27 protein-coding genes are annotated in these 21,602 nt (G+C 38.3%); 15 read left to right on the top strand and 12 right to left on the bottom strand.

The features are described from left to right. Positions 1–172: 172 nt before the first annotated feature. Both G508_RS0117335 and truA read right to left on the bottom strand, forming a co-directional pair. Positions 173–1,933 (bottom strand): ABC transporter ATP-binding protein, encoded by a 1,761-nt coding sequence (locus tag G508_RS0117335; RefSeq protein WP_026706495.1) that lies wholly within the window; start codon positions 1,931–1,933, stop codon positions 173–175. 38 nt (positions 1,934–1,971) lie between these two features. Further along, positions 1,972–2,712 (bottom strand): tRNA pseudouridine(38-40) synthase TruA, encoded by a 741-nt coding sequence (gene truA, locus G508_RS0117330; protein ID WP_026706494.1) that lies wholly within the window; start codon positions 2,710–2,712, stop codon positions 1,972–1,974. 516 nt (positions 2,713–3,228) lie between these two features. Between truA and G508_RS0117325 the strand changes: the two genes are divergently transcribed. From G508_RS0117325 to G508_RS0117265, 13 genes are all read left to right on the top strand, one after another. Next, on the top strand, positions 3,229–4,479 hold the full coding sequence (locus tag G508_RS0117325) for a site-specific integrase (RefSeq protein ID WP_026706493.1): 1,251 nt from the start codon (positions 3,229–3,231) through the stop codon (positions 4,477–4,479). Between the two features lie 636 nt (positions 4,480–5,115). Then, positions 5,116–5,493 (top strand): single-stranded DNA-binding protein, encoded by a 378-nt coding sequence (locus tag G508_RS0117320; RefSeq protein WP_026706492.1) that lies wholly within the window; start codon positions 5,116–5,118, stop codon positions 5,491–5,493. A gap of 35 nt (positions 5,494–5,528) precedes the next feature. Further along, entirely contained in the window at positions 5,529–6,602 is a 1,074-nt protein-coding gene (locus G508_RS0117315) for a DUF932 domain-containing protein (protein WP_026706491.1), read from the top strand. A 52-nt stretch (positions 6,603–6,654) separates the two neighbouring features. After that, positions 6,655–7,131, top strand: coding sequence for a DUF1281 family ferredoxin-like fold protein (locus tag G508_RS0117310; RefSeq protein ID WP_026706490.1), 477 nt, complete (start codon positions 6,655–6,657; stop codon positions 7,129–7,131). Further along, entirely contained in the window at positions 7,128–7,337 is a 210-nt protein-coding gene (locus G508_RS0117305) for a hypothetical protein (protein WP_026706489.1), read from the top strand. Before G508_RS0117310 ends, G508_RS0117305 begins: the two co-directional genes overlap by 4 nt. After that, positions 7,334–7,858, top strand: coding sequence for a PRTRC system protein E (locus G508_RS0117300; RefSeq protein ID WP_026706488.1), 525 nt, complete (start codon positions 7,334–7,336; stop codon positions 7,856–7,858). Before G508_RS0117305 ends, G508_RS0117300 begins: the two co-directional genes overlap by 4 nt. Positions 7,859–7,888: 30 nt before the next feature. Beyond that, complete coding sequence (locus G508_RS0117295) at positions 7,889–8,107, top strand: PRTRC system protein C (RefSeq protein ID WP_013406998.1); 219 nt, start codon at positions 7,889–7,891, stop codon at positions 8,105–8,107. 16 nt (positions 8,108–8,123) lie between these two features. Further along, entirely contained in the window at positions 8,124–9,278 is a 1,155-nt protein-coding gene (locus tag G508_RS0117290; protein ID WP_026706487.1) for a hypothetical protein, read from the top strand. A 10-nt stretch (positions 9,279–9,288) separates the two neighbouring features. Continuing rightward, on the top strand, positions 9,289–10,002 hold the full coding sequence (locus tag G508_RS0117285; RefSeq protein WP_026706486.1) for a PRTRC system protein B: 714 nt from the start codon (positions 9,289–9,291) through the stop codon (positions 10,000–10,002). Beyond that, positions 10,002–10,808, top strand: a complete 807-nt coding sequence (locus tag G508_RS0117280) for a PRTRC system ThiF family protein (protein WP_026706485.1) — start codon at positions 10,002–10,004, stop codon at positions 10,806–10,808. Before G508_RS0117285 ends, G508_RS0117280 begins: the two co-directional genes overlap by 1 nt. A 363-nt stretch (positions 10,809–11,171) precedes the next feature. Continuing rightward, positions 11,172–11,753 (top strand): hypothetical protein, encoded by a 582-nt coding sequence (locus G508_RS0117275; RefSeq protein ID WP_157486089.1) that lies wholly within the window; start codon positions 11,172–11,174, stop codon positions 11,751–11,753. Between the two features lie 23 nt (positions 11,754–11,776). Next, a complete protein-coding gene (locus G508_RS0117270) occupies positions 11,777–12,733 on the top strand; it encodes a hypothetical protein (protein ID WP_026706483.1) in 957 nt (318 codons plus the stop codon). Between the two features lie 6 nt (positions 12,734–12,739). Continuing rightward, positions 12,740–13,591, top strand: a complete 852-nt coding sequence (locus G508_RS0117265; RefSeq protein WP_026706482.1) for a pPIWI-associating nuclease domain-containing protein — start codon at positions 12,740–12,742, stop codon at positions 13,589–13,591. Between the two features lie 2 nt (positions 13,592–13,593). Here the strand turns inward: G508_RS0117265 and G508_RS0117260 are convergent, their stop codons facing one another. From G508_RS0117260 to G508_RS0117250, 3 genes are all read right to left on the bottom strand, one after another. Continuing rightward, entirely contained in the window at positions 13,594–13,977 is a 384-nt protein-coding gene (locus G508_RS0117260) for a response regulator transcription factor (protein WP_026706481.1), read from the bottom strand. A 273-nt stretch (positions 13,978–14,250) separates the two neighbouring features. After that, the gene (locus tag G508_RS0117255; RefSeq protein WP_232046356.1) at positions 14,251–14,445 is read right to left on the bottom strand and encodes a helix-turn-helix domain-containing protein; all 195 of its coding nucleotides are present in this window, start codon (positions 14,443–14,445) and stop codon (positions 14,251–14,253) included. A gap of 85 nt (positions 14,446–14,530) precedes the next feature. Next, positions 14,531–14,842, bottom strand: a complete 312-nt coding sequence (locus G508_RS0117250; protein ID WP_026706479.1) for a helix-turn-helix domain-containing protein — start codon at positions 14,840–14,842, stop codon at positions 14,531–14,533. Positions 14,843–15,047: 205 nt separating this feature from the next. On the opposite strand from G508_RS0117250, the gene G508_RS0117245 reads away from it, so the two are divergent. Together G508_RS0117245 and G508_RS0117240 are read left to right on the top strand one after the other, a co-directional pair. Then, positions 15,048–15,614 (top strand): Crp/Fnr family transcriptional regulator, encoded by a 567-nt coding sequence (locus tag G508_RS0117245; RefSeq protein WP_026706478.1) that lies wholly within the window; start codon positions 15,048–15,050, stop codon positions 15,612–15,614. 77 nt (positions 15,615–15,691) lie between these two features. Next, positions 15,692–16,432, top strand: a complete 741-nt coding sequence (locus tag G508_RS0117240) for an SDR family NAD(P)-dependent oxidoreductase (protein WP_026706477.1) — start codon at positions 15,692–15,694, stop codon at positions 16,430–16,432. Between the two features lie 481 nt (positions 16,433–16,913). Here the strand turns inward: G508_RS0117240 and G508_RS0117230 are convergent, their stop codons facing one another. Genes G508_RS0117230 through traK form a run of 7 tightly spaced genes read right to left on the bottom strand, consistent with a single transcriptional unit; the run spans position 16,914 to position 21,586 of the window. Beyond that, positions 16,914–17,363, bottom strand: a complete 450-nt coding sequence (locus G508_RS0117230; RefSeq protein WP_026706475.1) for a DUF3872 domain-containing protein — start codon at positions 17,361–17,363, stop codon at positions 16,914–16,916. A 12-nt stretch (positions 17,364–17,375) separates the two neighbouring features. Beyond that, on the bottom strand, positions 17,376–17,936 hold the full coding sequence (locus tag G508_RS0117225; RefSeq protein WP_026706474.1) for a conjugal transfer protein TraO: 561 nt from the start codon (positions 17,934–17,936) through the stop codon (positions 17,376–17,378). A 21-nt stretch (positions 17,937–17,957) separates the two neighbouring features. Next, positions 17,958–18,851, bottom strand: coding sequence for a conjugative transposon protein TraN (gene traN, locus G508_RS0117220; protein WP_026706473.1), 894 nt, complete (start codon positions 18,849–18,851; stop codon positions 17,958–17,960). A 24-nt stretch (positions 18,852–18,875) separates the two neighbouring features. Beyond that, a complete protein-coding gene (gene traM / locus G508_RS0117215) occupies positions 18,876–20,225 on the bottom strand; it encodes a conjugative transposon protein TraM (RefSeq protein WP_026706472.1) in 1,350 nt (449 codons plus the stop codon). Next, positions 20,212–20,499, bottom strand: coding sequence for a hypothetical protein (locus G508_RS0117210; protein WP_026706471.1), 288 nt, complete (start codon positions 20,497–20,499; stop codon positions 20,212–20,214). Before G508_RS0117210 ends, traM begins: the two co-directional genes overlap by 14 nt. Before the next feature lie 23 nt (positions 20,500–20,522). Beyond that, on the bottom strand, positions 20,523–20,951 hold the full coding sequence (locus G508_RS0117205) for a hypothetical protein (RefSeq protein ID WP_002978258.1): 429 nt from the start codon (positions 20,949–20,951) through the stop codon (positions 20,523–20,525). Positions 20,952–20,962: 11 nt separating this feature from the next. After that, positions 20,963–21,586 carry a conjugative transposon protein TraK gene (gene traK, locus G508_RS0117200; protein ID WP_026706470.1) on the bottom strand — a complete coding sequence of 208 codons (624 nt, stop codon included), beginning with the start codon at positions 21,584–21,586 and terminating at the stop codon, positions 20,963–20,965. Positions 21,587–21,602: the final 16 nt, after the last annotated feature.

The following is a 21,602-nucleotide window of genomic DNA, read 5'->3' as shown; positions in this document are numbered from 1 at the left end:
TCAAAGTTGTTATTTTTTTAGAGCAAAGGGGTTGGTTTGTATTGTGAAACTATATTCCCGCTTTCCACAATAGTTTTTGTTCTGAACACCAGAACAAAAAGCTATTTGCTCCAATCGGGGCTATTAAGGAGTCCATTTTCACTTTGGAATCATTCCTAACTTTGCGAAAAAACTATTCTGCCTTTTCCACAGCAAACTGCGAATCATACAAACGCTTGTAAAAACCATTCTCATTTTGCAACAACTCAAAATGACTTCCCTGTTCTACAATCAAACCTTTGTCCATCACAATGATTTTATCAGCATTGACAATTGTTGCTAATCGATGTGCAATTACAATCGAAGTTCTTCCTTTGGTAATGGTTTCTGTTGCTCTTTGAATCAATTCTTCTGAATAGGTATCGATAGACGAAGTGGCCTCATCTAAAATCAAAATACTTGGATTACTGACATAAGCCCTCAAAAAAGCAATCAATTGTCGTTGTCCCGAAGATAGCATCACCCCACGTTCCTTTACATTATAGTCATATCCATTTGGCAAACTCATAATAAAATTGTGAACGCCTATTTTTTTGGCTGCAGCCAAAACGTGGTCTCTTGTAATTTCAGGATTATTCAATGTGATGTTGTTGTAAATCGTATCAGCAAAAAGAAAAACATCCTGCAACACCACAGCAATTTGCTTTCGAAGTGATTCCAAACTATAATGATTGATGTTCTCTCCATCAATAAAAATAGCTCCTTTGTTGATTTCATAAAAACGATTCAACAAGTTGATGATTGTTGATTTTCCTGCTCCAGTAGCACCAACAATGGCTATGGTTTCGCTCTCTTTTACTTTCAAATTAATTCCCTTGATTACTTCTTCCTTTTCAATATAACCGAAATGTACATCTTCAAAAACGATTTCTCCTTTAAAATTAGGTGCTTCGAGAGTGCCTTTATCCTGAATTTGATCCTGAGTATCCAAAATATCAAAAACACGATTTGCAGCAATCATCCCCATTTGCATCTCATTGAACTTATCAGCAATTTGTCGTAACGGATTATACAACATCCCAATAAACATGGTATAGGTAAACAAATCACCAAAAGTTGTTTCGGTTTGACCTCCCAGAATCAAAATTCCGCCATACCAAACCACCATACCTAGAGTCAGTGAAGAAATAATATCGGCAATGGGGAAAAAGATGGAGTTGTACCAAACGGTTTTGATCCAAGCCTTGTTGTGCTTGGCATTGATTTCACTGAACTTTTGAGCCTCGATTTCTTCGCGGTTAAAAAGTTGCACGATTTTCATTCCTGTCACTCGTTCTTGAACAAAAGTATTTAAGTTGGATATCTGAGTTCGAACTTCCTCGAAAGCTACTTGCATTTTTTTCTGGAAAACTCTTGTCGCAATGACCAAGATTGGCATGGCAATAATTACGATCCAAGCCAAATTCCAATTCATATAAAACATAAAAAACAACACCACTACCATTTTCATCAAGTCACTGATGATCATAAAAAGACCTTGACTGAAAATTTTGGCAATCGCTTCAATATCCGAAACCGAACGTGTAACTAATTGTCCAACTGGTACATTGTCGAAATATTTCATCCTAAAACTCAGCATGTGCTTGAAGAGTTTCGTCCGGATATCCTTTACGATATCTTGACCAAGCCAATTGGCCCAAAACACGAAATAAAACTGTGAAATAACCTCCAGAAGAAGTACAATCCCCATCAGGATAATATAATACAGTAACCCCTTTGCATCTTCGGTTTGAATGTATCCATCAACGGTTTCTTTCAATAAATAAGGACGAAGTGCGGCAAAAATTGAAAGTGAAATTGCCCAAATGATTACACCGTTAAACCTCCATTTGTAAGGCTTGGTATAAAACATGATCCTCTTGAATACTTTTGTATCGAATGCTTTTGCTTTCATTTACTATCTTTAGATTTTAGAGTTTAGATTAAAACTTCTTACTCCTTAATATAATCGTATTTTATTTCAGTTAAATATAATCCGTGTGCAGGAACTGAAAAACCTGCCTTGCCCCTGTCCTTGCTTTCAACAATGGCGTTAAAATCTTCAAGTGTAATTTTGCCAAGACCAACATAAACCAATGTTCCTACGATTGCTCGAACCATATTGCGTAAAAATCGGTCGGCAGAAATGGTAAAAACAAGTTGGTCGTTTTCTTGTTTCCAAAAAGCTTCGGTAATTTTACAGTTGAAGGTATTTACATCTGTGTGTACTTTTGAAAAACATTGAAAATCCATGTGCTTTAATAATATTTTCCCCGCTTCATTCATCAGATTAACGTCTAATTTCTGATGATAATACCAGCTTAATTCTTCCAAGAAAACATTTTTGGTCGTATTGATGTGGTATTCATAAGTTCGTTTTGTTGCATCAAATCGAGCATGAGCTTCATCGTGAACGGGAATAATATCATGAACAGCGATGTCTTTTGACAAAAAAGAATTGAGCTTGTGGATTAATGTGGGAATTTCAATTTCTTTTTGAAAATCAAAATGTCCAAACATTTCCTTGGCATGAACTCCTGTATCCGTTCGTCCGGCACCCATAATTTCCAACTCGGAATTCAAGACAACTGATAGTGCTTTTGTCAAGGTTTCCTGCACGGAAGTCGCATTCGGTTGATATTGCCAACCGTGATAGTTTGTTCCTTTGTATGAAAATTTGATGAAGTAACGCATTTTTAAAAGTTAGAAGTTGGAAGTTAGTAGCTAGGAAGTGTTGATAAAAATTTCTAATTTCTGACTTCTAGTATCTAATCTCTGCCTTCAGGATTTTTCCCGACAAAGATACTTTATTAATGCAGACATTTTTATCTTTTGAATTGTAACGAAATGTTAATTTGATTTTGAAACGAAATGTTTAATTTTACCACCGGATCCTAGCCCTGTCCCGAAGCTTCGGGAGAAACGGAAATCCTTTTTATTTTTTTTTTAAAAAAATATTAGAAGAAAGCAAAAATAAGCAAAATGGTTAAGACCATTCATATACAGCAGGTTATAAAACATGAGGAAAAATTTGGAAGTAGGTGTCCGACAGATTTTGAGCTTAAAATGACAGGGTTAGGTTACTAAATCGTTACTGACTATAATCTAATCGATAACGATATAATGCGTTATATTTCAGTCATTTGCACTTATTTTCATATCCCCTTGTAACTCAATAAAATTTAATTTTAAACGTTAAACAATTGAGTTATGGAACAAGAGAAAAGATCCACGTTCAAACTGCTTTTCTACCTGAAGAAGAATGAACCTAAGAAGAACGGAAACGTGCCTGTTATGGGACGTATCACTATTGACGGAACGCCCAAATCCTTTAGTACCAAACTGGACATCAACCCCAATAATTGGGATTTAAAGCACGGAAGAGTTTTAGGTAAAAGTGCCCAGGCCCTGAGTACCAATCTCAAATTGGACAATATTCGGGTACGTATCAACAAGATTTACGATGATATGCTCAAGGATGAAGGCTTTGCAACTGCACAAAAAGTAAAGCTGTCCTTTTTAGGGGTTGGTGTAATGGATGATGCCATCCTTAAAGTATTTAAAGACCAGAATGAGGATTTTGAAAGGATGGTCAACAAAGGAAAACGTTCTCAGAATACTTACAATAAATACAAGACTGTATACAACCATCTTAATGAATTTATCAAGGAACGCTATCACAGGGAAGATTTGGCATTTCGGGAACTTACCTCAGACTTTATCCGGGAGTTCGATTTCTTTCTACGAATAGATAAAGAATGTACACATAATACGGTTTGGGTTTATACCATGCCGGTTATTGCTTTGGCTGATCTTGCGATTAAAAAAGGTCTTATACGCCAAAACCCTTTTGAAGATTACGAAATCAGTATGGAAGAAACTGATCGTAGCTATCTTTTAAAGGAGAATGTAGAAAAGCTAATGCTTCTAAAACCGTCTAAGGACAAATATGAATTTGTAAAAGATATTTTCATTTTCAGTTGCTTTACAGGGCTTTCTTATATTGATATTCAAAAGCTGAAATGGAGCAATATACAGTCATTTTTTGATGGACACCAATGGATCATCAGCAGAAGAAAAAAATCAGATGTTGCTTCAAACGTCCGCCTATTGGAAATTCCGAAGCGTATAATTGAAAAATACAGGGGAGTTACACGTAGTGATTATGTATTTCCTGTTCCTTCCAATGCTACCTGCAATAGCCACGTAAAGAAAATGATAGAAGAAGCAGAAATTGTTACAGAACAGAAAGTAACCTTTCATACTGCACGCCACACCTTTGCTACTATGTTCCTGACCGAAGGTGTTCCACTTGAAAGCCTTAGCAAAATGATGGGGCATAAAAACATTTCTACCACACAGATTTACGCCAAGATTACAAGTCAAAAAATCAGCAAGGATATGGATTTGGTGGCACCTAAATTTAAGGAGATTGAAGACGCATTTTTAACAGTCTTATAATTAACTTCTATCAATAACGAGCAGAACTTATCGGTTCTGCTTTTTTTATGCCCATACTTTTTGTAGCCAAAGCACATTTACTTTACTTTCCTATTCCCCTACTGTAAAAGAGCTTTTCGGCTACTCCTGGAACAGAAGATTAAAAAATATTGCCATCAACTTCTCCCATACAAAATAATTTTTTAATCCTCCGTAAGTGTGGCTCTAATAGCCACACAGCTTTAAAAAAGTGTTTTAAAAATTCAGCGAATTGGAAGTGTTATTTCAATTCACTGTAAACCATTTCTCAATGCCATCTTCTTGGCTTCCACATTCATTTTATCCAAAGACCCGTATGCTTTTTTGTCCCATTTCAAGAGCAAAGGTATTTCCGTGTTCTTAACGCATCACAAAGGTCAAGCAAGTTTGGAAAATAATCTCCACCCTTTGGGTAGTATTTTTTTCCAAAACCTTGGTGCTGCTAAACACGAACCTTTTATGCTCGTGAAACGAAACATAGCATACTCCGGCTCTTTAAACGAATAAAAAAAATGTCAGACAGAAAGATTAAAAACATTGGAAATGGTAATGAAACGAAACAGCACCTCCTCTCATTGCCGAATAAATCTAAAAAACAATAACTAAAAATTAAAGAAGATGAACATCACAGGAAGACTGACAAGGGATGCGGAAGTACGCACAACGTCACAAGAAAAACAAGTAGTAAATTTTTCGATAGCAACCAACGACAGCTACCGTAACAAACAGGGCGAACGCATAGAGCAAACTACCTATTTCGATTGCTCATACTGGATAAGCCCAAATGTAGCGAAGATACTCACTAAAGGTACATTGGTGGAGCTGACAGGCAGGGTAAGTGCTAGGGCGTGGACAGGTAATGACGGAGAAGCACACGCAGGATTGAATTTCCATACCTCAAACATCAAACTGCACGGAGGGGGCAAGAAATCAGAAACCGCACAAACTACCACAGGAACAAGCAACAACAAGTCAGAGGACGATCTCCCATTTTAACAACGAATATTTCAAACATTTAAAATCATTTTATCATGGCACATAATATCAATTTCAACGAGAGAACAGGGCGTTATTCATTCTTTAGCGTACAACAAAAAGCGTGGCACGGTTTAGGGCAAATCGTGGAGCAATACCCTACAAGCGAGGAAGCTATCAAATATGCAGGGTTAGATTATGAAGTCGTAAAATCTCCATTGTTTACAAAAGGTTCGGACATTATCGAAACCACCAATGGCACAGAGATAGGCAGTACTGAATTAGAAGTGCCTAATTATTACGCTAACATTCGCACCGATAACAATAAAGTATTGGGAGTAGTCGGCAAGGATTACCACATTGTACAAAACCGTGAAGCCTTTAATTTCTTTGATGCTATTGTAGGCGGTGACGAGGGCATTCTGTACGAAACCGCAGGAGCATTAGGCAACGGAGAACGCATTTTCATCACAGCCAAACTGCCCGACTATATCCGTGTGGGTAATGGCGATGATGTTACGGAAAAGTACATTTTCTTAACCACTTCGCACGATGGTAGCGGAAGTATCACAGCCGCATTTACACCAATCCGTATTGTTTGCCAAAATACCTTAAACGCTTCATTACGAAGTATGACCAATGTAGTCCGTATCAAGCACACTTCGGGAGCGAAACAACGTATCGAGAACGCTCATAAGATTATGGGACTTGCGAACACATTGAGCGACCAATTAGAGGGGATTTTTAACGAATGGGCAAAAGTAAAGGTAACAGACCGTGAAGTTAAAAAGCTAATACAATTGGCACTTTGCCCGAATAAGGAAACGCTTGACCTTATCAAAAAAGGTGCAGAAGATGAAATTTCCACCGTGTTCAAAAACACCGTAGAGGATGCCTTTGCATACGCAATGATAAGCGACACCCAACAAATGGACACTACCAAAGGTACATTGTTCGGAGCGTATAATGCGGTTACTGGCTACTATCAGAACGTAAGAAAGTACAAAGATGATGAAGCCAAGTTACAGAGTATTGTATTGGGTGGAACTGCTCAACTCAAGTCACAGAAAGCATTTGAATTGTGTAATGGCTTTGCATTAGACGGAGCAGAAATCTTTAATCTTAATTAAATAACAACAGGCTACCGCTTTCATCGGTGGTAGCCCACTAAAAATATTCATTATGGCAAATTGGTGCAGTAATACAGTTGTATTCGAGGGGAAACCCGAAACAATCACAGCAATACAGAAACTTTTTCAATTAATGAAGAAAGAGGAAGAAGAAACAGAAGAAGGACAATTACCCGAATTTATTTCTAAAGACAATGGCGGTTATTTCTTCAATATCTATTGGAACGAGGGCGATGAAGGACAATTTCAGTATGAAACAAAGTGGTCGCCTAATATAGAAATCATTCAAAAGATAGCGGAACATTACGATGTGAATTTTACACACGATTATGAAGAAATAGGCAATCTAGTATATGGCAGAGCAACATTTTTTGACAAGGTACTCACAGATATTTATTTAGAGGACGAGGATTTTGAGCAATACAATTTCAATGAAGAAACAGATACGTACCATTTCGAGGGGAAAACATTCGATAGCGATTGTGAGATACTAGAAACACTTTTAGAACGAAAACTATCATTGCTATGAAAATAACAGACTTGAACGGTTGTCTTATTGAGGTAACGAACCTCAGAGAAGCTATTGAAATAGCAAGGCAGTACAAAGAGTATCGCCACGAGGATAAAAGTTTCTCCGAGTTTGACAAACGGCAAAAAGCCTATTGGGCAGATATGCACGAGAAACTAGAAAAAGCAAAGGAAAAAACAACAACAATTAAAATTTCAGAACTATGAACGCAAATTTTTTCAATCAGATAGCACAGTTGGACTTTACAGGAATTTTACAACTAAACATAGCCAAAGGAGCAGAAAGCAACCTAATTGTATCAGTAATACTCAACAACGAGCAATGCGGAGATAACGCCAAAAACCTCATTCCCCCATTGACATTTAACGCTACACCACAGGAGTTTGACGAGGGATTTTTTGAGCAGATAACCACACCTATACAAAAGGCTTCGGGCTTAATGGTGGATATGGAAGTATTTATGAAGCAATTGGAAGAAGCCAAAAAGCAATCGGCAATGGAGAAAGAAAAAGCAGAGAAAGAGAAAAAGGAAAAGGAAGCCAAAGACAAGAAGTATAAAGACGGTATGGCAAAGGCTGACGAACTGGAGAAAGAAGGCAAATTCCGTGATGCGTGGATGAAAGTACCCGATATAACGGAGTTCCCCGAAAAAGCGGACGAAATCCGTAAACGCAAAACGGAATTATCGGAGAAGTTTTCAACACCGAGCCTTTTCGGAGCAGAGTAAACCAATTGTTTAACACTTAAAACGAGCATCATGTTATTAGCAACGCAATTAGAAAGGGTATTTATACTCAACGATAAAGGACAGCAAATTAAACTGACCGACCCCGAACCCAAATGGAGTGTGGAAGCTGTGATGAATTTCTATGCAAATTCTTATCCGATATTGACCACTGCCAAAGTATCTGCCCCTGTTATCCGTGACGATACAGTACAGTACCGATTTGAGAGTGTAATGGGAACGAAAGGTTAAACCAAAAATCAAAAAAATGAATTATGCAACGCAATATAATATCGGGCATCATCAAAACCCCACAGCAACCCAAACAAAAGGCTTTGCACAAACAGTTGGGCGAGTTTGCAGATTGGATGCAAAGACCAAAAAACGCAGACGAAATAAGAAAAGACAAACCGAAATCCGTACCGATAGCGATGTTACCAATGGTTTTCTAAAATGCTCATTCCTGCCTAAACTGCAAGAAGCACAAACCGTACAGGCTTGTGGAAAATCCGAAAAGACGGAAAGAGATTTCTATCAGTCCCTTTCTAAATTGGCAGGGCATTACGGCATACAACCTATGCAGTCCAGGCAATACGGCTATCCCTACAATATCGCTTTGGCTTTAGATGATACAGAGGAACAATTGAGAAAGAAGTTTCGTGATTGGGAAGAACTCCGTTTGATACAGGATAGCAAAAAAATGTATTTCGTAAGTGAAGAACGATACAGTACAGGTGCAACCTTGTATTACATTCCCGTAGTGCCATTGTACCGACTATCCAAGAACCCCAACCGTAAGCAAGCCGTACAGTTATTGCAGTCGGTGTGTGCCTACCTGTACCATATTGCAGATGTTCCCTATTATCGGCAGGAAAACAGTTACCTATATTGGATTTATGAAATGGTAACAGATTGGATTGTAAGTGATGACGAGAATGACGACACCACACCGTATTTAAGCGAGATTAGGCAATCAGAAGAGATAGGCGAACGTATGGAAAAGAAAATTTATAACAAGCACAATTTGAGCCGATTTGCAGTCCGTTTAAACTCCTTTAAAATCAAAGATAGCTTTGACCAAGATTGCTACAAACTGGCAAGTGAAGCCTTTGCCCTGTATGAACAATACCCGAATGCCACCATAAACCGGAATGCCCTGCCAAACGGAGAAGCAAGCGAAGAAGATATGGAAAATAGTATAGGTATGGAAAAGTACGTTTCGTTCTGTGCCGATGCAAAAGGTATTTTGTTCCAAACACTTTTCGACAGCGTGAACACCGAGTTGCAGGAATACGGACAGATGGAAGAACCCACCATTGTAAAACAGTTTGATGGTAGTGACATTACGACCAATACCCTTGAATTTGAAAACCGTGTTTTTGCCTTAATTGAGGAATTGATATACATACTGAATAACTTTTAGATACACAAACATGAAAGATATAACACAAGACTTCGGAACGCTTTACCACCCTTTATCGGCTTTGGTTTTTTACAAAACCAAAGGGAATAATAAAAACACCTATGTAGAGCATTTTGATATGGACAAGAACGGTAATCCTATCAACGCCCATCCTTTGACTGAAAGAGAAGCCAAAGAATTGGCAAAAGCACTCAATACCAAAAAAGAAAAGAGCAAGGCATTTTTAAAATCTAATGGTATTCTACCTACCAACGTCCTGCACATTAATCTGAGTGAAAACGGTACGGTACTTTGGTACACCAAGGCACGAAAAGCCAAAATGTACTTTACTGAAAGTCTTGAAATACCAAATGGTACGGCAGATGTGCCTGCAATGCTTTGGTATGCAAATAAGCAGAGCCTTATTGTTTTTGCCCTCGAAAAAGACCGCAGACCTACCGAGAATACCGTATTGTTTCATGCACCGTTTTTCAACGTGTACGAGGACGGACACGTATGTATGGGAACTGTAGATATCAACATCGAAAATTCTGCTTCGGTTGAAGAATTTATGCAAGCGTGGGAAAGCTACTTTTTTAACAGCTATTTCAGTCACTTGGTAAACGAACATAATCCCATAAAAGGGAATTGTGTAAGCCTTTGGAAAGACCTTATTGACACAGACAAAGCCTTTCCTAAAGATGTATTGAAAAATACAAATAAGACCATAAAAACGATATTGTAATGAGCAAAGAAATTTTAAAAGTCCATTTTACGGACAGCGATTTGATAAACCCTACCAACCCGATAACAGTAAACGTAATCGGTGCAGGTGGCACAGGCTCAAAAGTAATGACTGCCTTGCTTGAAATGAACCACAGCCTAAACGAGTTAGGACACGAAGGGTTTTTTATTCGTCTTTGGGATGATGATGTAATTACCCAAGCCAATTTAGGAAGACAGCGTTTTGCAGAAAGTGAGGTCGGTTTGTACAAGTCCGTTGCTATCATTAACCGTATAAATCGCTTCTCAGGTACGAACTGGAAAGCGGAAGCAAGGAAATTTGAAAAAGACAATAACAAGAGGTTGCCAGAAAATGCAGGAGCAAGTATTTATATTTCCTGTGTAGATAGCGTAAAAGCAAGATTTGAAATTGCAGATATATTGAGTGAATTGAGCAACGGAAGAGCCTATTCCAACCGTCCACGTTATTGGTTGGACTTCGGCAACAGTCAACATACAGGGCAAGTTTTACTATCTACTATCGGAGAGATAAAGCAACCCAATTCAGAGAAATATGAAACGGTGGCGAGCCTCCCAATGGTTACGGATGAATTTGGCGAACTGCTTAAACAGTCCGAACTGGAAGACGATACACCGAGCTGTTCCCTTGCCGAAGCGTTGGAAAAGCAGGACTTGTTTATCAATTCATCATTGGTGCAGATGGGTTGTTCACTGTTATGGGGCTTGTTCCGTAATGGATTGACACCATACAGGGGAATTTTTCACAACCTGAAAGATTTCCGAACCCATCCTATAAAAGTCGCCTGATTGGAAAATCGGGCGGCAAAAAGACACTCCCTCCCGATGGTCGGGACAGTCTTTTTGCATAAATCGGAGCAACCTCTTTGGCAAAATGGGATGTCTACCCACCATTCATTCCGGCACATTTTACCAAACAGGTTGCGATATTATTTGAGGGATATTCATTATCCCTTTTGTTGTTTTTAGGGGACTTCTTTTCTTACCACATTGGCGACCTAAGAAAAGAAGCAAAAGAATGCCTCCTCATTTTAATTAGATTAATACTATTATATAGTGTTTGGATATTATTTACAATACTTTATCCAATAATCTGAATTCACTATACTTTATTTTTTAAATTTACTGATAGATAATTAAAACAGGTAACAAGTGTTAGAACAGTATAAAAAAACAGCTTTTCACGAAAGTGGGCATATAGCAATGACGTATTTTGCAGAATACTCCTGTCAGGAAGTGGAAGTATTGGCTTCTGGTGATGGAAAAACGACAATGGATTACGGAAATGATCTATTGTTGATATCAGCTATAACAAATTGCAAGGAATATCCTGAGATGTTTAATGAACTTCCAGCAAGTATTAAGTTAACTTCACCTGAAGTAGCTTTTAAAGCTTCTCTCATTCTCTTAGCTGGGTCGATTGCAGAGAGTATTCATTTGAATAACGGCATTGTCGATGGTGATATGGAGGTTGAACTTTCTGGACCAGATCTAATCAGGGTACAGAATATTGATTATTTGCTTTCCTCTATTTCGAAAAATCACCCTGCAAATTTTATTCAGGAAAATATAACGAACATTATGATGACGTTCTCTATTCCTGAAATATGGAACTCTATTTCGGTATTGGCAGAATTTATTCTTTCGAAAGAAGAAAGGAAACTTAGCAGGCAAGAAATTGAGAATACACTTGCAAGTACGGGCTACTTTGACCACATTAAAAAGTATATGTAATAAAGTATTTGAGAACGATTTTGATGAAATTTTACAATACTAACGGAGTACCCACAAATAAACCACCTCAGGATAGCTTCTATATCACTGAACTTCTGAACGGTGAAATAAACTTTAGCACTGGTGATCAGAGTTACGAAATAGAAAAAATATGTATACAATTAAGGGATTATCTTGCCAAAAAGATATTCGGTGATTTAAAAACCTATCACAGCTATTTCAGTACTCCTATATTCCCGTTTGCCTCTATTGCTGGTATAGATGCCGAATTAAGATTATCAAAAGAAGATTTTGAAAAGCTTTTAATTGGTATTGAGGATAAGGAAAGACTTTTTAGGCTGCTATACTATTTTGATGTAGATAATTTGATCAGTACATTGCAAAACTCAGTTCTTGAGACGAAGTATATTGTCGGAGAGTTCTACAAAATCCTAAACACTAATAGTTTTCTTATCCATAACGATTTAACTGTTGTTGAAAATGGCATACAATATTCCTCTGGCTATATTGTCACAAACATTACATCGCTAGTTAATCATTTATTTATCAACTTATACAGTCAAATGGATTTTACAACGAAAATCATTTATGAAATAGAAAATCTTCATATTGATTTTGCTACCTATCCAAAACTGAAATCAAAGGATATAATCTATGGTGATTCAAAGAAGACAGTATTTAAGGAAATGAAGGGCACTATCTATGAAATGAGTGATAATATTCGTATGATAATGTATTTACGGAATGAAATTGTTCATAATGCTTCCATTGATAATATTCCCAAGGTATATCAGAATGTAAAGAATAAGGAGATAATAGAAAAGTTTATATTACTCCCTGATTTTAGTAACGGAATAATAATGACATTTAAGAATAGGAAACGTTTTTTTAATAATGACACTAAACTCAATGAGATTTTGCCGGCACTTATAAGCGAGTTTTGGGATAAGTTGAAATTTACACTTTCAGAAATTAAATAGTTAAAGGTGAAAAAAAAGGAAAAAATAAAGCAGCTACTGACCAATCAATTTGAACTTGATCTTTTCGAGGCATCACTGGTTAGTCTAAATGATAAAACCAATAAACTTCGCTTTAATAATTTTGCATACTCTATAAGGGAGTTGTCACGACATTTTTTATATAACCTTGCTCCGGAAGAACGTGTGAAAAATTGTGTTTGGTTTAGCCCCGAAACTGCAGACGGAAAACCTACAAGAAACCAAAGAATTAAATACGCAGTCCAAGGTGGAATAGACGACACTTTTTTAGATCGTTGGGGATTTGAGGTTGACGAACTCAAAGACATGATAAAGGATGTAAAAGAAACAATCAATACTTTAAGCAAGTACACTCATATTAATCCTGAGGTGTTCAATATTAGCGATTCTGAAATTGAGCGTATGAGCCAAGATGTACTTAACTCTTTTATTAGTTTAGTAGAAACAATTGAGAACTATCGTGAAGATCTTAAACAATTCCTTGATGGACATATCGAAGAGCATATGATATCATCCGTTGTAAGTAATTTTTTTGAGAATGTTGATCGGCTTGCACCTCACCATTCACTGGCATATAGTGAAGTGTCAGAATATCATATTTCAGAAATTAATGAATATGAAATTGTGGTGGACGTCTTTGGAGATTTACATGTAATTCTTGAATATGGGTCTAATAAAGAAAGACGTGAAGGTGATGGATTAGACTTGCCAGAAACATTCCCTTTTGAAACGAAGATACGCTATCAAATTGAAGAGGATTTTCCGTCCACTAAGTTTGAGGTCGATGACTACGATGTGGATACTTCAAGTTGGTATGGAGACGATGATAATGAAATATAGTCTTAAGCACTGAAGATAACTTTCTTAAAATCATCCACATCGCTACCAAGTAGCAGATAACTTGAAAACCCAATGTCTAAAAGAGATTTCCCAACTTTCTCATCATCGATATCACTATGAGCAACCAGTTTGATTGCAGGGTACTCTTTCCTTAATTCCTGAAGCTGTTTAAGCACATTTTGGTCGTAAAAATCCAAGTCAATAATACAGAATTTGGGGAGTTCATTCAATGAAGACAACTGTGAGAGCCCTTTTTTAATGCTCTCTGACCGGCACAGGACTTCCATTCCTGATGCAGCGAGATCTTTGCAGATGTTATCAGTTACAAGGCTTTTGTCATTGATAAAAGACAGGGAGATTGTTTCTTGTACAGTACCAGTTTTCATACGTTACCTTTTTTTGAGTTAGATGAAGTTCCTGCACAAAAAGAAAGCGCAGGCAACTACACTTACCGCACATTGAGGTACTGGTATACCCGACAACGAATAAGCGAGCGCCCACGCCTATGGCATGAGCGTTCTTCCTTATCGTCCCGTTGTCTAAAAATTACCAGTTTTCAATGTGGGACTTAAAGCAAAAACACTTTAAGTATTTCTATATTTTACATAGCAAAGATACTAAACTCGTTTCGATATAGAAATATGATTGCTTGAAATCCGTTACTTGTTCTTTTGTCCATTGCAGACATAGTTTTGTTCAAGTATCCGTAAAAGGTCGGTTTGCTTAAAAATGATTTTGCCGCCTATCTGGATGTATGGGAGTATTTGGTCATCACGATATTGCTGTAAAGTCCGTCTGCTGATGTGTAACAGTTTACACACGTCTTCGCCTGAAAGATATATTTCACCGTTCATTACAGGACGGTAGTTTTTCAATATGCTTTCAATACGGCTGCGTAGCTGTGTAATCATTTCCCTGTGGGCAATGATTTCGTCACTATCATTCGTGAATAAATCCATTTTCAGTAGTATTGTCCGGCTGTCTGGCTTCGAGCAAAGTCTGTACATCCGAGCGTTTATAATAATTTTTGCGGTTCAGTTTTGAATACGGTAAAAGTCCTTTGCTTTTGTAGGTCTGTAAAGTCCGTTTGGTAATGTTCATCATCAGGCACACTTCTTGGTTATCAAGCCACTGTTCCTCTTTAAAAATGGGCGTATATTTCTGTGTGGCATTTTCGGTCAGTTCCAAAAGTGCTTTTAGCTCATTTTTCATTCCGTCTAGTGCGGACTTTTGTATTGCTAAGACTTCCATATCCAACTTGTTTTTTATTTCAAAATCTAATTTATAAAGTCTTTTTTCGTATTTTTCTATATTGTACTCATTGGCACTGGAAGGCAGCATTTGGCTGGACAAGAGCAGTTATTTGATGGTTTTAATAAATCAATAATTAGCTATCACAGTTGATTTTTTACCAAATGGTAAATATGCCAAATGATATTATTTTTAACTTGCACATATGGAAGAACTGATTGAATATATTCTGCAATTTGGAAATCTTAACAAGCAGCAAATTGAACTTGTAATAAGCAAGGGACAAATCCTGCAATTAAAAAAAGAGGATTATTTTTCTGAGGCGGGGAAAATTCCAAAGCAGGTTGGGTTTATAGTAGAAGGAGTTATTCGTGGCTGTTATTACAATAATAAAGGTGAAGAAATTACCCGTTGCTTCATCAGCGAAAACAGCCTGGTATGTGATTATGTCAACTTCGAGGCAAATGCTTCATCTTCCGAGTACTTGCAAGCCGTTACAGATTGTAGTCTTATCGTATTTTCAAAGAAAAATTGGGAAGAACTATCCCATATTATCGTTGGTTGGGACAATATTAAAAATAAAATGGTGCAGCTGTGCATGTACCAAAAATCAAGGAAAGGCCCGGTAATTTCGCAGGACGCTACAACAAGATACCTTGAATTTTTGGAAAATTATCCTTCATTGACCAACCGTGTTCCATTATCATACATTGCATCCTATTTAGGAGTAACACAACAATCTCTTAGCCGAATACGGAAAAACATCCGCTGATGCACTTTTTACCATTTGGTAAATGATGCCACTGTCTAATACCTCAATTTTGTATTGAAAATTTAAAATTACAAAATATGAAAACAGTATTAATTACAGGAGCAAACAAAGGCATCGGTTTTGAAACTGCCAGACAACTTTTAGAAAAGGGATTTTTCGTATTTATTGGAAGCCGTAATATCGAGAACGGTTTGCAGGCAGTTCAGAAACTTAATGCAGAAGGATTTTCAAATGTAGAAGCCGTAGAACTTGATGTTACTGACCCTGCATCGGTACGGACGGCACGGGAAGAAATAGGTAACAAGGTTTCGGTTTTGGATGTACTTATCAATAACGCAGGTATCAACGGAGGAAGTGATCCCTACACTGTATTGGAAGCCACAAGTGACGAATATCTGAATGCATTTAAAACAAATTTGGTAGGTACAGCGAATGTTACACAAGCCTTTATAGATCTGCTCAAAAAATCCTCAGAACCAAGAATAGTCAACTTGAGTACCAGCGTAGGGTCTCTTTCATTACAAAGTAATCCGGAATGGCCTGCCTACAGCTATGCTAAATACGGAGTTTACGCAATATCAAAAGCGGCTCTAAATATGTACACCATCCAGTTAGCATATGAGCTGCGTGATACAAATTTTAAAGTAAATGCCGTTTGTCCTGGACTTACGAAAACCGATTTTACATTCTTTAATGGTGGAGAAGTCAGTGTTGCTGCCAATAGAGTAATCAAATACGTCCTGATTGATAATGATGGCCCGACCGGTAAATTTTTTAGTGAAGAAACCAATCCGGCAACAGGAGAAATTCCCTGGTAAAAAAGTATTTCAGTTAATAAAAGGGTTGGTTATTTTTAGCCAACCCTTTTTGTTATGGTATAAAAAATTATAGCTTTCTGGAAACGTTTACCTGTCAGTTTTTATATTGGTATCTCAGTCTGTGCTCTTTCTGTTTCACTATCTCTTTTCTCACGAGAATAAACCCACAACGACAATAGCCCAAATATAATCAAGGCGTAAGCTAGCCATTTACCAATCTTTTCAATTAATTTAATGAAAACCGAACTTTCATAAGAGGAGAAGCCTTCTGCTCCCATAGGACTACGCCTATAAAACTTCCGCCGGTTAATCCAATAACGAAGTCCCAAGCCAGCAACCAAAAATATTATCCCGATAACCAATGATGCAACCATAACAAAATCACTTAAAAATCCATCTTCTAAATTTACAAAAATTTAGCTTCGATCACTCCAAAAAAAGAAATCCTGCTTTTGCGGCAGGACTTCTTTTTGCTACTATACTAATCACTACTATTAAACTGAAAACTTATTTGCTTTTCATTCCCGAAGCTATCCGAAATCCAAACATCAAATGATTGTGATACGGAAGACGTTGAAGTGTAGTACAGACGAAACTGCTCTGTTCGTAATTGGTACTGGTCATTGGGCAGGTACGGCGGTTCATCATAGTACCGCAATGTGCCTTGTCCATCAAATTGAAAGTATCTGAGGAAATACTGCGTGTTGCTGTAATTCCCTTTACGCTGTATGGTAATGCGTATTTCTACTGTCTGCCCGTTGGTTACATCTTTGGGAACTGGCATCACATTTACCTCAAAAGGAAAATCGTTCTGTATTTCGAGTTCATCGTATTTACTACAAGATACTAACGTAACCGAAGCTGTGAGGATTGCCAGCATTACATATATTGAGCTTAATCCTATTCTGAATTTATTGAATATTGCTATCATTGTTTTTACGTTTTAAAAATTAAACCTTAGTCCCACACCTGCTGACGGTCGGAGCTGTTGCAAATCCGTACCCCAAAGCATTTTTGTACGCCCTTGCAGGACTAACACAAAGCGGTCGGACAGGTACGTTTCAAAAGTGAGGCGGCCGCCTGCTCCGTAGATGAAATTATCCTCACTCAATATCTTCGCTCCGTCATATAACATCGTTTCGCCACGGTTAATGGTTTCATAACCGACCACGCCGGTTATAGCAAAATTCAGCGTGATGTTTTTTCGGGCATCACCCAACAAGAAGAAACTGTAACCACCCTCTGCGAAATAGGTTTCCTGCGGTATGTGGAGGTCTTTGTAGTCGTGGTATTGGTGCGTGTATTCCAACGCCCAAAGCTGGTAATTGCCATTCCTTCCGTTTACGGTCATTGCTGCACTGATGTAATAATCATTACCGATTTTATCATTGGATAGTACGCCCGCACTTATTTCCAATCCTTTCTGCTTTGGCAGCATTCGTTGTGCCTGTACAGTCGTAATACCTATTAAAACAAGCATCACAGTATGGATATACTTTTTCATATTGTTACTTTAAAAGGGTTATTAAAATTTTAGGTGCATATCGTTAATCAAACGGGCTTTGATTAAGTCCGAATTTTCGACCTGCAATGTTTGATGCCTGCCACCGTTCTTCTCGAAAATCTCAATCAACAGCACCTTGTCATCAGCAACGGTAAACTGGTCTAACAGGAACACGTTTTGCTCGGTGGTCTTACCGCCAATCTCGTCCAAAGGCTTGTAAGTGCGTAACGGTATCATCGGGCGTTCCTGGACTACGGTGCGTTTGGCAACCTTTTTATCCACTACTTTGAAATTGATAAAATCAATCTGAAACGGCACATTGGTACGGTTTCTCAATTCCGTATGGAAATAGTATTTGCCGTTGTGGATGTAAATGCCTTTGAGCATAAACTGAATGCCGAAACTCTTAGCCCCGATATGCTTTACAATACGCTTGTCTTTTTTGTAAATGGTTTCCAATAGCAAGCCTGCTAATGATGGAGAATTGTTACCCAGTTCCTCAAAAAGCACATCGTTACCGTTGGCTTTATCCACCGCTTTTTGCATTGTGAGTAGGTCGTAACTCAATGCCTCAGGATAGGAACTGTAATACACATCGAAACTGTAAAAACGACCGTCATTCGTAATGACTGAAAAATTGGTTTCTGGTTCAAAATCCCTTACCGTTGCTTTTACACGCAACACGTTTTCTGCATCTTCTGCTTTTCCTGCAATCAGATATTCGCTGCCTAAATCCACGTAACGGATAGCGGTCGGAAAAATCAGGTGTGAAGTCTTATCATAGGTAACTTCCATTCTATACGGTTGTATCTTGCCCAATGCAAGCGGTGTTCTGATGCTGTTCTGTGCATAAGATTGTACGGCAAAGCCGAGTATCAGGGCAATAGCCCAAAAGGTTTTTAAATTATTTTTCATTGTTTTATTTATTTGAATTCAACATTATTGTTTAGATACAAGGAAGACCTGATGTCCTGCTTTCAGCATAACTTTTGGGGTTCTTACCTTTTTGGCGAAGTAGCCCGAAATTCCCTGTACCACGCCACGACTAAGATCTGCTGCAACCTGCTGTCCAGCATTTTGCGTGAGCATTACGCTTGTTCCGCCTGTCTGGCTCATATTGCCTGCCATTTCAGTAAGGGCATTCATTTCGGGCGAATAAGGAACGTACAAGCCTTGCTGTCCGTCCAAATCGTAAATGGTTATATCTACCGGGATGATATTGCCCTCCAGTTCTATCGAGGTAACTTTTAGTTGTAAACGCCCTCCCTGAAATTTCGCATTAGCCGTTAAAATCGTTCCTTTTGGAATGGTACGGCTCGGTGTTTTTGCAGGCTCTAATAATCGTAAACGCACACCTGTTTCGCCAACTACTGTTTGGGCATCGTGTACACAGGCTTTGATACTGTTTTTGGGTTGTGCCATTTGTTCCAAAGAACCAGCGGTATAAAACCCACGGTTCTTTGTTTCGCTCCAATCCGCTAAAAAAGCACTGTCCGATGGTTCACGGTAAAGGGCTGATACTGTATTTTTTCTTGCTGATGTGAACGATACAAAATGCTCTTTTTGGTTAGTAGCCATAGCACTAACAGCATCCGGAACAGCACCATTAGCAGGTGTTGAATTTTCGGTATTCGCATTTTTTGGCAGATACTTTGCTGCCATTTCATAGGATTTCTCCATTAGCTTCAATTGGTCATCAACGGTGGCCACAGGTGGCACATCCTTTTCTGATAATTTTTCTTTCAATTCGTCCACCTGCTTACGCAGTTCCATTGTTTCAGCGTTATCATCTTGATAAAAGGAACTCAATGCGCTTTGGCTATTTCGATAGCTGTTCAAAGCAGGATTACTGCTTCTTGCCGAATTTCTCCCACTACCGCCAAAGCTGTTGTTTTCCTCTTCTTCATTAAACGGTTCGTCGGTTGGCTCTTCTTTGTCTTCTGTATTCCAGTAGTCTGAAAGTGTAGCCAATGCATTGCGTTTTTCCTGCTCTTTGCGTTCGAGCATTTCCTGTTCATACGCCTTGCCTTTGTCGGCAGGCATTCCAGTTCCAGTAGCCTCTGGTACCGCATCGTTCAGCCCTACATTTTCAATTGTCTTTTTGTCTTCGGATGGTTTAAATATGAGGTACATACAACCCGTGAAAACAATCGCCATTAAGCCGAAAATTAAGGGCTTTTTGAGCTTCTCCTTATTATTCTGTGTGCCGTCTTGTAACACATCAGCAGTTGCAGACGGATTACCTTCTGTTACCCGAACAACTGATTTTTTGTTCTCATTTTCTTTCATAAATTTTATTTTTTAAAATTGTTGATACACTATCCTGCAATCTTGCAGGACTTCCATTTTTTTTGAGGACAGGATTTTCGATATGCTCTATGATCATATCGTTTCCAGACTTTGAGGTATCGTACCAGACTTTGAAAATTACACCAGCGGTAAGCAGTAGATATCCCACAAAAAAGCACAGGGTATATTGGTGCTGTTTGCGTACTGGTAACGTCTGCCAACGGTCGTCCAGCTGGTCAAAGTACCTGTCCATATTTGCTCTTAGTTTTTTCATATTCTTAATTTTTTATGATGATGTTAGAGCTTGAACCGCTTGGAGATTTTACCCACATTTTGCTTTTGTTCATCATTAACCAAAGCAATTACCTCAACTGCATTGGGTACGACTATTAAAGAGAGGTTTGTCAGTTCCGATTTTTTTAGCAATTGCCCAAATTGGTCTTTTCTTGCCACCTCCATTCTGTTGAGTGAGAATTTGCCGTTCAGATAATTTACCCACATACTGCATTCTACACTTGGCTTGTCTTCTCCCGACCATTGTAGGTAGCCTGTCAACAACAAGTCTTGTTTAGGCAAAGTATCTGCACCTTTTTGGCAGCTTTCAAGGTAATCGCTGATACTTTCTTTCAGCTTTCCGGCATACGCACCCTGCGTATGAAAATAGCCGTTATATCCTTTTTCTGTAAGGATTTTTGCGAACGTGTTTAAATCTGATAATGTTTCCATAAGATTGTTTTTTAGCGTTCGATAACTTCTATATCCCTGTTTTCCACGACTGCAAATTTTTCGATATTGAAGCCTTGTGGGTTGTTGTCAGAGCGAACGGAGTTGACTAGGTAGCAGGAAGTAATTAGGTTACGCCTGGTTACATTGCTTGACCGAATGATGAATTGTTTTGCATACGTTCGTACCGCATAAGGATGGGTATCGAAATTGCTGACCACACTATCTACTTCGATGCGTTGCTGTACGTTTCCTGATATAATACGACTGTAATAGCCTTTTTCCGACAAGTCTTTATAGTAGTCGAAGGCACTTTTGTCGGCAAGATTGAATGCCCTGCTCATATTGCTTTCTATAGCGTTTTTGTCGGGAGCAAGTGTAAAGAACAGTTCGTGAAACCTTCTAACGTGTTCTCTTGCTTCCACAGGTCGGTTGATGCTCGCATCCTGCGATAAGGCAAGCATCAAAGATTTGCCGTTATCCAATACATAGATTTTTTGGCGTTGTTCTTCTGCAAAGCGGTAGGACTGCCATACGGCATATCCTACCACGCCAATGCAGAGAACCGCAAACACAATGGCATATAGTCTTATCTGCCTAAAGCTGTTTTCGATATTTCTTAGCGTTTTAAATTCCATTTTTTTTAATGATTTA

Origin of the sequence: Flavobacterium soli DSM 19725 (assembly GCF_000422705.1) — a bacterium.
Taxonomy (GTDB): Bacteria; Bacteroidota; Bacteroidia; order Flavobacteriales; family Flavobacteriaceae; genus Flavobacterium; species Flavobacterium soli.
This window is presented reverse-complemented; position numbering and strand designations above follow the sequence as displayed.

Coding starts and splice junctions, on each gene's coding strand:
- G508_RS0117325 (WP_026706493.1), top strand. CDS start 3,229: ATGGAACAAGAGAAAAGATCCACGTTCAAACTGCTTTTCTACCTGAAG.
- G508_RS0117240 (WP_026706477.1), top strand. CDS start 15,692: ATGAAAACAGTATTAATTACAGGAGCAAACAAAGGCATCGGTTTTGAA.
- G508_RS0117260 (WP_026706481.1), bottom strand. CDS start 13,977: ATGAAAACTGGTACTGTACAAGAAACAATCTCCCTGTCTTTTATCAAT.
- G508_RS0117270 (WP_026706483.1), top strand. CDS start 11,777: ATGAAATTTTACAATACTAACGGAGTACCCACAAATAAACCACCTCAG.
- traN (WP_026706473.1), bottom strand. CDS start 18,851: ATGAAAAATAATTTAAAAACCTTTTGGGCTATTGCCCTGATACTCGGC.
- G508_RS0117250 (WP_026706479.1), bottom strand. CDS start 14,842: ATGGAAGTCTTAGCAATACAAAAGTCCGCACTAGACGGAATGAAAAAT.
- G508_RS0117230 (WP_026706475.1), bottom strand. CDS start 17,363: ATGATAGCAATATTCAATAAATTCAGAATAGGATTAAGCTCAATATAT.
- G508_RS0117210 (WP_026706471.1), bottom strand. CDS start 20,499: ATGAAAAAACTAAGAGCAAATATGGACAGGTACTTTGACCAGCTGGAC.
- G508_RS0117290 (WP_026706487.1), top strand. CDS start 8,124: ATGAATTATGCAACGCAATATAATATCGGGCATCATCAAAACCCCACA.
- G508_RS0117245 (WP_026706478.1), top strand. CDS start 15,048: ATGGAAGAACTGATTGAATATATTCTGCAATTTGGAAATCTTAACAAG.
- G508_RS0117205 (WP_002978258.1), bottom strand. CDS start 20,951: ATGGAAACATTATCAGATTTAAACACGTTCGCAAAAATCCTTACAGAA.
- G508_RS0117285 (WP_026706486.1), top strand. CDS start 9,289: ATGAAAGATATAACACAAGACTTCGGAACGCTTTACCACCCTTTATCG.
- G508_RS0117280 (WP_026706485.1), top strand. CDS start 10,002: ATGAGCAAAGAAATTTTAAAAGTCCATTTTACGGACAGCGATTTGATA.
- G508_RS0117320 (WP_026706492.1), top strand. CDS start 5,116: ATGAACATCACAGGAAGACTGACAAGGGATGCGGAAGTACGCACAACG.
- G508_RS0117295 (WP_013406998.1), top strand. CDS start 7,889: ATGTTATTAGCAACGCAATTAGAAAGGGTATTTATACTCAACGATAAA.
- G508_RS0117225 (WP_026706474.1), bottom strand. CDS start 17,936: ATGAAAAAGTATATCCATACTGTGATGCTTGTTTTAATAGGTATTACG.
- G508_RS0117305 (WP_026706489.1), top strand. CDS start 7,128: ATGAAAATAACAGACTTGAACGGTTGTCTTATTGAGGTAACGAACCTC.
- G508_RS0117310 (WP_026706490.1), top strand. CDS start 6,655: ATGGCAAATTGGTGCAGTAATACAGTTGTATTCGAGGGGAAACCCGAA.
- traM (WP_026706472.1), bottom strand. CDS start 20,225: ATGAAAGAAAATGAGAACAAAAAATCAGTTGTTCGGGTAACAGAAGGT.
- G508_RS0117315 (WP_026706491.1), top strand. CDS start 5,529: ATGGCACATAATATCAATTTCAACGAGAGAACAGGGCGTTATTCATTC.
- truA (WP_026706494.1), bottom strand. CDS start 2,712: ATGCGTTACTTCATCAAATTTTCATACAAAGGAACAAACTATCACGGT.
- G508_RS0117300 (WP_026706488.1), top strand. CDS start 7,334: ATGAACGCAAATTTTTTCAATCAGATAGCACAGTTGGACTTTACAGGA.
- traK (WP_026706470.1), bottom strand. CDS start 21,586: ATGGAATTTAAAACGCTAAGAAATATCGAAAACAGCTTTAGGCAGATA.
- G508_RS0117255 (WP_232046356.1), bottom strand. CDS start 14,445: ATGAACGGTGAAATATATCTTTCAGGCGAAGACGTGTGTAAACTGTTA.
- G508_RS0117335 (WP_026706495.1), bottom strand. CDS start 1,933: ATGAAAGCAAAAGCATTCGATACAAAAGTATTCAAGAGGATCATGTTT.